Consider the following 11,201-nt stretch of genomic DNA (forward strand, 5'->3'; position numbering starts at 1 on the left):
ACACTGCTCGCGTTTGCTCATGGGGATTCCAATAATGAAAAACCCTTATGCTCCCGCTTTCTGGTGCGTGCTCTTCGCACTGGTGTTGTTATCGGCCGCGTATTTCTACGGCGTCATGCTCGCCCATCAACTCGACAAGGCCATGGTGTTTCTCGACAGCGCCTGCCTGGTGATCGGCTCCCTGTCCATCGGCGTGGTGGCCTGGGCGTCCTACCAGAACCAACGCGTGAAGAAAAAACTCCTCGAGCAAGGCAAGACCCGCGTAGCGATCTGGGACACCAAGGTCGCCCTGCGTCGAGTCGAAACCGTGTTCGACCGCTATTTCTGGGGCAGCTATTGGCAGCCGGGGCGCACCTTCCAGGAAGTCATGGGCGACCTTACCGGCACGCCCCTGGAAAAAAGCCTCGAAGTCCTGAAAAAACAGTGTGTGGCCCTCGATCGGCAGGTCGCCGATGGCCGGCATTGGCTGAATAATGCGCGGGAATTGTCCGACGTTGCCACGCAGATGGCCCGTGAGCGCTACCAACTGGACTTCTGCGACCCCAAGTCCGACACGCCCGGCAATGCGGTGATACACCGCGAGTTTGAGGTGCTGGTGTACACCTGGACCGCACGCCTGAAGAGTTTTGACCACCAGCTCGACGAGATCGAATTGGAGTATTCCTGACGTAGCAGTGGTCGAGTAGAACGAGGCCGCGTTCGAGGACGAAGTCCTCGTAAAACCAGCACGCACGGTTTTTGATAAGCCAAGGTGCGTGGTTTTACGACTGCTTCGCAGTCGAACGCGGCCTCGCTGCGCTCGACCGCTGCTACGGAGCCTATGCTAACCTCTCCCGGATTTTTCGGCGGGCTTGAGCCAACCCCAACAGGGTTCAAGGAAGACAGCCCACTTCTCACAGGATTTGATCAGGTCACTTCATGAATAAGCCAGCAGTCGTTCTTTTGGGTTTAGTTGTCGCCGTAGGCGTCGTCAGTGCAGGCGGCGCCTGGTACACCGGTAAACAACTGGAACCGGTGCTGCAAACCGCGATCCAGAACGCCAACAAGGAACTGCAGACCTCCATGGCCGGCGTCGATGGCACCGTGGCCCTGGAGCTGGTGTCCCTGGAGCGTGGCGTGTTCAGCAGCACCGCGCACTACCGCCTGAAAGGCCAAGGCTCGGTGTTCGGCGAAGAAAACCCCAATCCCGAATTGCTCTTCGTCGACCATATCGAACACGGACCGCTGCCGTTCTCGCGCCTGGTGACGCTCAAATGGCTGCCGGTCATGGCCACCAGTCACTACGAACTGGAAAAAAACCCCACCACCGAGAAGTGGTTCGCCGCCGCCAAAGACGTGTCGCCGCTCAAGGGCGTGGCCAATATCGGCTACAGCCGCTCGGTCAACGGCAACATCGAATTGCTGCCCCTGACGTTCAAGGACGACACGTCTTCGGTGAACTTCTCCGGCGCCAACCTGAATTTCGACAGCACCGCCGAAGGCCAGAAGGTCAAGGCCGACGGCTTCATGAACAGCCTCAAGATCGCAGCGGTAGATGCCAAGGGCGACGCCTTCGAGGCCGAACTGGCTGGCCTGACCATCGCCAGCAACCTGGAAAAATCCACCTTTGGCTTCTACACCGGGCAAAACACCGTTGAGCTGACCGACAGCACGTTCACCTTCGGCCCGCAGAAAGCCGTGCTGACGGTCAAAGGCTTCGAGCAGAAAGACTCCAGCGAAACCAAGGACAACAACCTGGCCGGCCGTGTCGACTACAAGATCGACGAGATCGGTTACCAGGGCAAACCCGTGGGTTCGGCGGCCATGGCCCTGAGCATGAAGAACGTCGACATCCCGGCCATGCTGGTGTTGACCAAGCTGTACCAGGACAAGATGCAGCCGGTGCAAGCCGCTGCCGCAGCGGGCCAGCCCGCACCTGAGCTGCAACTGACCGAAGCCGAGCAGGCCCTGGCCGAAGCGAACGTCAACCAGGTATTGGCCGCCAAGCCGCAGATCGCCGTGGAAAACCTGTCCCTGAAAACCACCCATGGCGAAAGCAAGTTCAACCTGCTGGTGGACCTGGCCAAGCCAGCGTCCATGGAGCTGCCGCCGGTTGAGCTGGGCAAGCAGATGATTGCATTGCTGGATGCCAACCTGACCTTGTCCAAGCCGATGATCGGTGACGTTGCCGCCCTGCAAGCGCAACTCAGTGGCGTGAGCGACGCGAAAGCCATCGAGCAGCAGTCCCAAATGGCCGCTGAGATGGTCAGCGGCATGGCGGTCGGTACTCAGTTGGCGACCCTGGTCGGCAGCGACGTGGTGTCCAAGTTGCACTACGCCAACAATGAAGTGACCTTCAACGGCCAGAAGATGACCGTCGAGCAATTCATTGGTTTTGTGATGGCCAAGGTCGGCGCGGTCAGCGGCGCACAGTAAAGATTTCGCCATCACCCGGAAATAAATAATGTGGGAGCGGGAGTGCCCGCGATAAGGGTCAAACAGTCGGCGCACGTGCCGGCTGGTACCCCGTTATCGCAGGCAAGTCCGCTCCCACATTCACATTTCAGATAGGCTGCGCAATTCTGAACAATTGTTTTGGATTGGTCTTTTTCCTACTTTCCTAAGAGATAGTTCACACAGGAAAGCTAGGCCGGGTCATTGGACGCCGGCACCCTGCGGCAATTCGCTCAGGACCACCTATCGTTACAGCTTTCCGTGTGTAAGGAAGCTCACGATATGTTGCGAAACCTACCACTCAGTGCATCAGGCCGGTTGCGACTGCTCGTCGGGGCAGCCTTATGCAGCCAATTACTGATGCCCGCCTTCGCCATGGCCGATCCGGCCTATGACGCACTGATTATTCAGGCGCGCAACGGCAACTTCACCCCCGCCCTGACCCAATTGCGCCAGCTGTCTGCCGAACGCCAGACGCCAGGCCAGGTCAGCGATCATGTGGTGATCGCCGGTTGGGCCGGCCAGGACGCCGAAGTGCTGAAGGTGTACGAGGCCCAGGGTAAACATCGCAACCTCAGCACCCAGGCGCTCGCCACCGTCGCGCGTACGTATCGTAACCAGCGGCAATGGGCCCAGGCTGAGGCTGTCTATCGCCAGGCGTTGCTGCGTGAGCCGAATAATGTCGATCTGCAACTGGGCTTGGCCCTGACCCAGGCCGACGGCGGCAAGGCCAACGAAGCCGTGCAACGCACCCGCGCGCTGGTGGCCGCCAAGCCCGATGATCCTAACCGCCGCATGGCCCTGGGCTACGCACTGACCCGCGCCGGCCTCAACTACGATGCGCTGTTTGAGTTCGACCAGGCGTTTATCCGCGCGGGCGACAAGCCTGACGTCGCCCGCGAATACATCGTCGCCCTGCAAAAGGCCCGCCTGCCGGAAGCCGCGTTGCGCCTGTCGGCCCAGCGTCCTGGCCTGCTGGACCCGGTGACCCAGCGCCGCCTGGAAGGCGACCTCGCTGCCGAGCGTGTGCGCATGGCCGAGTTCGCCACCCGCAGCGAAAAAGAACGCTACGTGATTGCCGACCGAGCCCTGGCCGATTACGACAAACTGCTCGCCCGCTGGACCCCGGACGCCAGCGCCCATGACGACGTGGTGCGCTGGCGCATCGACCGTCTCGGTGCACTCAAGGCTCGGGCGCGTACCGCCGAGGTGATCCGCGAATACGAGACGCTTAAGGCCGAAGGCGTGCAACTGCCGACCTACGCCGTGCGTTGGGTGGCCGCAGCCTACCTGGACCAGCGCCAGCCGGAAAAAGCCGAGCCGCTGTATCGCCAGGCCCTGAGCGCCACCGACGCCGAGCCCGATGATCGGGTCGAAGACACCACTGCGCTGTTCTACGCCTTGCAGGAAAGCGATAAAGCGGAGGACGCCAACGAGGTCGCCAAGGGCCTCGCCAACAGCCAGAACCCGCGGGTCGAGCTCAAGGGCTTGCCCATCGGCAACCCCAACGACGCGTGGATGGACGCCCAGCAACTGTCGGCCCAGGCCGGCGTCTACGGCGGCGACCTGCCGGGCAGCGAAGCCGGCCTCGAAGCGCTGGTGGCGAAAGCCCCGGGCAACGTCGGCCTGCGCCTGGCCCAGGCTGACATGTACCGCGCCCGCGACCTGCCACGGCGTGCCGAAGGCATCCTGAAGGAAACCGAAGCCCAGGCCCCACGGGATATGGGCCTGGAAGTGAGCCAGGCCTACACCGCCATGGACCTGCAGGAGTGGCGCCAGCTCGACGTGCTCACCGACGATGTGCTCGCCCGCAACCCGGACAATCGCCAGGTGCAGCGCCTGAGCCGCCTGCGCGACGTGCATGACATGGCCGAGCTGCGGGTCGAGGCCTATACCGGTAAAAGTTTTGGCGGGGGCAATGACAGTGACGCGGGCGCCGTCGCGGGTAGCCGCGACTGGGGCATTGAGAGTCGGATCTACACGCCGCCCATCGACGAAGACTGGCGTGTATTCGCCGGCGCCGGGTATGCCAAGGCCGACTTCAGCGAAGGCACGGGCCAGCATCGCTGGCAGGTCGTGGGCGTGGAGCGGCGTACCCGCGACATGACCATTGAAGCCGAGGTCTCCAACCATTCCTACGGCGATGGTTCCAAACAAGGCGCCGCGGTGTCGATTGCCCGCGACATCAACGACAATTGGCAATACGGCGGCAGCCTCGGCTACCTCCTGAGCACCACGCCGCTGCGGGCCTTGAATGACGGCGTCACGGCCAACGGTGGCAGCGGCTTTATCCGCTGGCGCGCCAACGAAAGCCGCGAATGGAAACTGACCCTCAGCCCCTCCCATTTCAGCGATGGCAACGACCGCTTCGAAGCCTTGCTCAGCGGCCGCGAAGGCCTTTACAGCTCGCCGAAAGTGCAGGTGGACCTGGGCCTGGAAGTCGGCGCCAGCCGCAACAGCAAGGAAGACACGGTGTACTTCAACCCGAAGTCGGACTTTACCGTGTTGCCCGTCCTCAACATCAACCATGTGCTCTATCACCGCTACGAGACCCAGTGGAGTCAGCAGTTCCAGGTCGGTGCGGGTACCTATAGCCAGCGGGATTATTCCACCGGTGGCATCGGTCTGGTGGGCTATGGCCAACGCTTTCGCTGGAATGACGTGCTGGACGCCGGCGCCAACCTGAGCCTGATCAGCCGACCTTATGACGGGGATCGCGAACGCGATCTGCGTCTGCTCGTCGACCTCACTTACCGTTTCTAAAAGAGCCTGACCATGACCTTCCTCAGCCGTTGCTTGTTGGTTCTGGGCGTATTGCTGGCCAGTGCCTGCGCCCAGCAACCCGCACCTTTCACTCCCCCCGCCGAGCGGCCGACACCGCCCAACGAAGCGGCGTGGCCGAAAAACCACTTCCTGGGCATTGCCTACCATGACGTGTCGGACCGCGATCCTGACCAGGCCGTGGTGGCGGTGCGCACCGAGCGATTGATCGAACAGTTGGCCTGGCTGCGGGAGAACGGCTATCAGGCGGTCAGCGTTGACCAGATCCTGGCCGCCCGCCGTGGCGGCCCCGCGTTGCCGCCCAAAGCCATCATGCTCAGCTTCGATGACGGCTATTCGAGCTTCTATACCCGCGTGATGCCGATCCTGCGCGCCTATCGCTGGCCGGCCTTGCTGGCGCCGGTGGGCTACTGGATCGACACGCCGATGAACAAACCGGTGGACTTCGCCGGCTCGCCACGGCCGCGCGGCGAGTTCCTTACCTGGCAGCAGATCCGCGAAGTGTCGCAATCGGGCCTGGTGGAAATCGCCGCGCACACCGACGCCAGCCACACCGGGATCCTGGCCAACCCCCAGGGCAACCTCGAGCCGGCGGCGACCTCGCTGCGCTATGACCCGGCCACGGGTCGCTATGAAACCCAGGCGCAGTTCGATGCGCGGCTGCGTGCGGATGTCGCGGCGATCTCCAACAAGATCCAAACCGTGACCGGCAAGAAACCACGGGTATGGGTGTGGCCGTACGGCGCCGCCAAGGGCACCTCGCTGGCGATCGTCGGCGAGCAGGGCTACCAGATGGCCCTGACCCTGGAAGACGGCCTCGACAGCTCCAGTGACCTGATGAACAGCCCGCGCTTCCTGGTGGCCTCCGACCCGGACGGCGAGCATTTCGCCAACAGCATCGTCGCCGTGCAAACCCCGGCACCGCTGCGGGTGCTGCATGTGGACCTGGACAACGTCTACGACCCGGACCCGGCCCAGCAGGCGCGCAACCTCGACCAACTGGTGCAGCGCGTGGTGGACATGGGCGCCGGTACGGTGTTCCTGCAAGCCTTTGCCGACCCCAAGGGGGATGGCCTGGTGCACGAACTGTACTTCCCCAACCGTCACTTGCCGGTGCGCGCCGACCTGTTCAACCGCGTCTCCTGGCAGTTGCACACCCGTGCCCATGCCGCCGTGTACGCGTGGATGCCGGTGTTGAGTTTTGCCCTCGATCCCAAGCTGCCCCGCGTGACGCGCTGGGACCCGGAAACCGGTCAGGTCGGCACCGACCCGGACCAATATAAACGCCTGTCGCCGTTCGACCCGCAGGTGCGCAGGATCATTGGCGAGATCTATGAAGACCTGGCGCGCAACAATGCCATCGACGGCGTGCTGTACCACGACGACGCAGTGCTCTCTGACTTCGAAGACGCCAGCCCCGCCGCGCTCAAGGCCTATGCCGCCAACGGCCTGCCGGGCAGCATCCAGGCCCTGCGCGCCGACCCGGCCGTGATGCAGCGCTGGACGCGCTTCAAGAGCCGCTACCTGATCGACTTCACCAAAGAGCTGACCGCCAAGGTCCACGCCATCGGTGGGCCGCAGGTGCAGACCGCGCGCAATATCTTCGCCGAGCCGATGCTCAACCCGGCGAGCGAGGCCTGGTTCGCCCAGAACCTCGATGATTTCCTCCAGACCTATGACTGGACCGCGCCGATGGCCATGCCGCTGATGGAAGGCCAGGAGTACAAGACCTCCAATGCCTGGCTGGAGAAGCTGGTGGCGACGGTCAAGGTGCGTCCTGGCGCGATGGAGCGCACGGTATTCGAACTGCAGGCCAAAGACTGGCGCACCAAGGCCGCGCCGGATATCGACGCTGTGCAGATGGCTGAATGGATGGGTGTGCTCAAGCGCCAGGGTGTCACGAGTTTTGGCTACTACCCGGACAACTTCCTGGAAAATTCCCCGGACCTGAAGACTGTGCGTCCGGCCCTTTCCAACCAATGGAATCCTTGACCATGTTCGACAGAATCCTGGCGTTATTCGTGCTGGCACTGGTATTAGGCGTGCCCCTGGGCCTGATCTTCCTGGTCACCGGGCAGTTCCTGATGGACTTCGTGTTTTTCTACCCGCTGTTCATGTCGGCGCTGTGGATCGCCGGTGGCTTGTACTTCTGGCTGCATTGGGAGCGCCACTGGCCCTGGGAGGAAGACACTCCGGCACCGACCCTGGCCGGCAACCCGCTGATCTCGATCATCATCCCTTGCTACAACGAGGGCGATAACGCCGCCGACACCATTCATGCGGCGCTGGGCCAGCTGTACCCGAACATCGAAGTGATCGCGGTCAACGACGGCTCCAAGGACAACACCGCCGCCGTCCTCGACGCCCTGGCGCTGGAACATCCGCGCCTGCGGGTGCTGCACCTGGCGCAGAACCAGGGCAAGGCCGTGGCCTTGCGCATGGGCGCGGTGGCCTCGCGCAGCGAATACCTGGTGTGCATCGACGGCGATGCGCTGCTGGATAAAAACGCGGCGGCCTACATGGTCGCGCCGATGCTCGACAACCCGCGCCTGGGCGCCGTGACCGGCAACCCACGCATCCGCACACGCTCGACCTTGATCGGCCGCGTGCAGGTGGGCGAATTCTCCTCGATCATCGGCTTGATCAAGCGCACCCAGCGCGTGTTCGGGCGGATCTTCACGGTGTCGGGTGTGGTGGTGGCGTTCCGTAAAAAGGCGCTGGACCGCATCGACTACTGGAGCACCGACATGATCACCGAGGACATCGATGTCAGTTGGAAGCTGCAGCTCGATCACTGGAGCATCTTCTACGAGCCGCGCGCGCTGTGCTGGATCCTGATGCCCGAAACCGTCGGCGGCCTGTGGAAACAGCGCCTGCGCTGGGCCCAGGGCGGCGCCGAAGTGCTGTTCAAGAATATCCGTGGCATCTGGCAATGGCGCCATCGCTACCTGTGGCCGCTGCTGTTCGAATACTGCCTGTCCACCGGTTGGGCCTTCACCTTCCTGCTCTCGGTGATTTTCTGGGGCCTGGGCAAATTCATCGTGCTGCCGCCGGCAATCACGGTGGACTCCCTGGTCCCGCCGGCCTTTACCGGCCTGGTGCTGGCGATGGTGTGCCTGGTGCAATTCGCGGTGAGCATCCTGATCGACCGCCGCTACGAGAAAGACCTGTGGAAAACCCTGTTCTGGACCGTGTGGTACCCGATGGTGTTCTGGCTGGTCAGCCTGTTCACCACCCTGGTCAGTTTCCCCAAGGTGTTGTTCAACCAGCACCAGAAGCGCGCGCGCTGGGTCAGCCCGGATCGCGGTATCAAACCTGTTGAAGAGGAGGCGTGAGCATGAAACTGGTCAGAACTCGCCAAAGTACCGTGATGTGGATCATCGACGTGATCCTGACCTTGATGGCCTGGGCCGGACTGGTCTGGCTGCTGGCGCGCGGGATCACTTCGATGCTTGAAACCCACGGCGGCCCGCGTATCGAGGCGCCGATTTTCGCGGCGCTCAATACTTTGCAGGTCTACCTGTGGATCGCACTGTTCAACGCGGTGATCCTGGTCACCTGGGCACGCTACCAGCAACGCAAGGGGCGCAAGTTCGCCCAGCGCCGCGCTGAAGCCAAGGCCCTCACCGACAAGAACCTGAGCGAGAGCTTCAGCCTCGCCGAGGGCGACCTGGAGCAACTGCGCCGCCCGGGCGTACTGGTGATCCACAACGACGAAGACGGCGGCGTGTCGGAAGTCAAAGCCCACGTCTCCCGTGACGTGGAAAAACCAGGCTTGACCCTCGTGCCTGGCGCGTCTCAGAACAAAGACGCCAGCTAGTGGTGTAAACCACAATCCAATGTGGGAGGGGGCTTGCCCCCGATTGCGGTCGATCAGCTAATGAATGCTTGGCTGACACCTCCCTATCGGGACTCTTACCCTGCCGATCCCGATTATTGGGATCCAATTCACAAAACTCCCGCGAACTTATCTGCTTTTTTCGGTACTAACTTATCTCGGCAAGAACTTGATGGCCAAGTAATGGCAACTTATAAGTTCTCCGACGAATCGCTATCAGAACAGCTGCCGCCTGTCGGAATAATATTTCCAGTTTCAGGCCGTGTATCTTTTTGATGATTTTTTATTGTTATTAATCAATGTGTTGCGTTAATAACTAGCGCGGACATGCAACTGACTCTGTTTCTTGGGTTACTGCTAGTTCGATGTTAGTTTCGCGGCCCCTGATTTTCGACGGACCGAACATGTCTTTTTTATTGCCACGGACTCGGTATTTGCTATGCACTTTGCTGCTTGCTTATTTGAGCGGCAACAGTGCCTTGGCCGCCCCTACGCCGGGGGATCAGGACCTTATCCGCGACCGCCAGAACCGGCTTCTCGAAGAGCAGCGTCGGCGCCTGGAAGAGCTCCAGGACCTGCCCGGCAAGAGCAATCAGCCACAGGCCCCGGCACAGCCTGCTGACACCCGCTGCTTCCCCATCCAGGACATCGAACTCAAGGGCGCCGACAGCCTCTCCGCAGCCGACCGTAACCGCCTGCTCAAACCCTATATCGGCCAATGCCTGGGCGTTACGCAGCTCAATGAACTGCTCAAGGTCATCACCGATTACTACATTGCCAAGGGCCGCGTCACCAGCCGGGCCTACCTGCCGCAACAGGACCTTTCCAGCGGCCACCTGCAAGTGCTGGTGGTCGAAGGCAAACTCGAAGGCCTGAAGGGCGCCCAGGGCAGCACGGTCACCGACCGCGAGCTGGCCATGGCGTTTCCCGGCAAGGTTGGCGAGGCCCTCAACCTGCGCGAAGTCGAGCAACTGGTGGATCAACTGAGCCGCTTGCCGTCCAAACAGGCGCAAATGGAACTGACCCCCGGCACCCAGATCGGCGGCAGCGAAGTGCTGGTCAAAAACCAGCCGCAAAAACCCTGGCGCGCCAGCCTGTCGCGCAACAACGACGGCCAGAAAAGTACCGGCGAACAGCAGTGGGGCGCTGGCCTGGAATGGGACAGCCCGCTGGGCCTGGCCGACCAACTGATCCTGCGCGGCGGCCACGATGCCATCAGCGACCACCAGAAAACCTCGAAAAACAGCATGCTCTACTACAACGTGCCGTGGGGCTGGTGGAACTTCAGTTACACCTACAGTGAAAGCGATTACCGCACGCCGGGCAGCGTCGATGACTTCAAATACAAGCAATGGGGCGACAGCCAGAATCACCAGCTGCGCGCCGAGCGCGTGGTGCATCGCGATGACGTGAGCAAGACGTCGGTCAATGTCGGCCTCACTCATTTGCGCACCAACAACTACATCAACGACACACGCCTGGGCGTCAGCAGCAACCGCCTCAGCGAATTCCAGGTGGGTATCAGCCACGGGCGCCGTATCGGCAGCGCGTTCGTCAACCTTGATGTGGGCATGCAAAACGGTATCGGTGCCTTCGATGCGCAAAAGGATGAGCAGACCCGTATCCGCGGCAACCTCACGCCCACGCCGCGCTACCGCAAATACACCGCCACCCTGAGCTACCTGCAGCCGTTCACGCTGTGGGGCGAGTCATTGAGTTTTTCCAGCCTGGCCACCGGGCAGCGCAGTGAAGACGTGCTGTACGCGCCGCAACGCATGAGTCTTGGCGGCTCGTACTCGGTGCGGGGTTTCAAGGACCAGCAGTTGAACGGCGACAGCGGCGGCTACTGGCGCAACGAAGTGCGTTGGGCGCGCCCGGTGACCCTCGACTGGATGCGCCCGGCCTTCGCCGAGTACGGCGCCAGCGTCGGCTACGACCAGGGCGTGATTCGCAACGATCGCTACAACGATGACCAGCACGGCCGGGTATCGAGTAACTCCCTGGAGCTGTTTGCCCGTGGCAAGCACGTCAGCACCAGCGTGACGTTTGCCCATTCGCTGGAAAGGCCTGGCGTCGTGACCGAGCGCGAAGCGCCGATTTATTTCCGCCTGGATTTCTTCCTGTAATTCAACACCGCTGCCTTGAGATT

General features: G+C 62.0%; 7 protein-coding genes. All 7 read left to right on the top strand.

The annotated features are described in order from the left end of the window. The first annotated feature begins 34 nt into the window (after nt 1–34). Nucleotides 35–667, top strand: a complete 633-nt coding sequence (locus V3W40_RS22535; protein WP_027608077.1) for a hypothetical protein — start codon at nt 35–37, stop codon at nt 665–667. A 251-nt stretch (nt 668–918) separates the two neighbouring features. Then, on the top strand, nt 919–2,415 hold the full coding sequence (locus V3W40_RS22540) for a YdgA family protein (protein ID WP_330215667.1): 1,497 nt from the start codon (nt 919–921) through the stop codon (nt 2,413–2,415). Nucleotides 2,416–2,715: 300 nt separating this feature from the next. Continuing rightward, nucleotides 2,716–5,196 (top strand): poly-beta-1,6 N-acetyl-D-glucosamine export porin PgaA, encoded by a 2,481-nt coding sequence (pgaA, locus tag V3W40_RS22545; protein WP_330215668.1) that lies wholly within the window; start codon nt 2,716–2,718, stop codon nt 5,194–5,196. A gap of 12 nt (nt 5,197–5,208) precedes the next feature. Further along, complete coding sequence (gene pgaB / locus V3W40_RS22550) at nt 5,209–7,206, top strand: poly-beta-1,6-N-acetyl-D-glucosamine N-deacetylase PgaB (RefSeq protein WP_330215669.1); 1,998 nt, start codon at nt 5,209–5,211, stop codon at nt 7,204–7,206. Between the two features lie 2 nt (nt 7,207–7,208). Further along, complete coding sequence (gene pgaC / locus V3W40_RS22555; protein WP_027608081.1) at nt 7,209–8,549, top strand: poly-beta-1,6-N-acetyl-D-glucosamine synthase; 1,341 nt, start codon at nt 7,209–7,211, stop codon at nt 8,547–8,549. A gap of 2 nt (nt 8,550–8,551) precedes the next feature. Continuing rightward, nucleotides 8,552–9,034 carry a poly-beta-1,6-N-acetyl-D-glucosamine biosynthesis protein PgaD gene (gene pgaD / locus V3W40_RS22560; RefSeq protein ID WP_027608082.1) on the top strand — a complete coding sequence of 161 codons (483 nt, stop codon included), beginning with the start codon at nt 8,552–8,554 and terminating at the stop codon, nt 9,032–9,034. 422 nt (nt 9,035–9,456) lie between these two features. Then, nucleotides 9,457–11,178 (top strand): ShlB/FhaC/HecB family hemolysin secretion/activation protein, encoded by a 1,722-nt coding sequence (locus V3W40_RS22565; protein ID WP_074848304.1) that lies wholly within the window; start codon nt 9,457–9,459, stop codon nt 11,176–11,178. Nucleotides 11,179–11,201: the final 23 nt, after the last annotated feature.

Origin of the sequence: Pseudomonas sp. AM8 (genome assembly GCF_036346475.1) — a bacterium.
GTDB classification, from domain to species: Bacteria; Pseudomonadota; Gammaproteobacteria; order Pseudomonadales; family Pseudomonadaceae; genus Aquipseudomonas; species Aquipseudomonas marginalis.

Excerpts from the sequence above, each read along its gene's own strand:
- V3W40_RS22565 (WP_074848304.1), top strand. The coding sequence starts at position 9,457 with ATGTCTTTTTTATTGCCACGGACTCGGTATTTGCTATGCACTTTGCTG.
- V3W40_RS22535 (WP_027608077.1), top strand. The coding sequence starts at position 35 with ATGAAAAACCCTTATGCTCCCGCTTTCTGGTGCGTGCTCTTCGCACTG.
- pgaC (WP_027608081.1), top strand. The coding sequence starts at position 7,209 with ATGTTCGACAGAATCCTGGCGTTATTCGTGCTGGCACTGGTATTAGGC.
- pgaA (WP_330215668.1), top strand. The coding sequence starts at position 2,716 with ATGTTGCGAAACCTACCACTCAGTGCATCAGGCCGGTTGCGACTGCTC.
- pgaB (WP_330215669.1), top strand. The coding sequence starts at position 5,209 with ATGACCTTCCTCAGCCGTTGCTTGTTGGTTCTGGGCGTATTGCTGGCC.
- pgaD (WP_027608082.1), top strand. The coding sequence starts at position 8,552 with ATGAAACTGGTCAGAACTCGCCAAAGTACCGTGATGTGGATCATCGAC.
- V3W40_RS22540 (WP_330215667.1), top strand. The coding sequence starts at position 919 with ATGAATAAGCCAGCAGTCGTTCTTTTGGGTTTAGTTGTCGCCGTAGGC.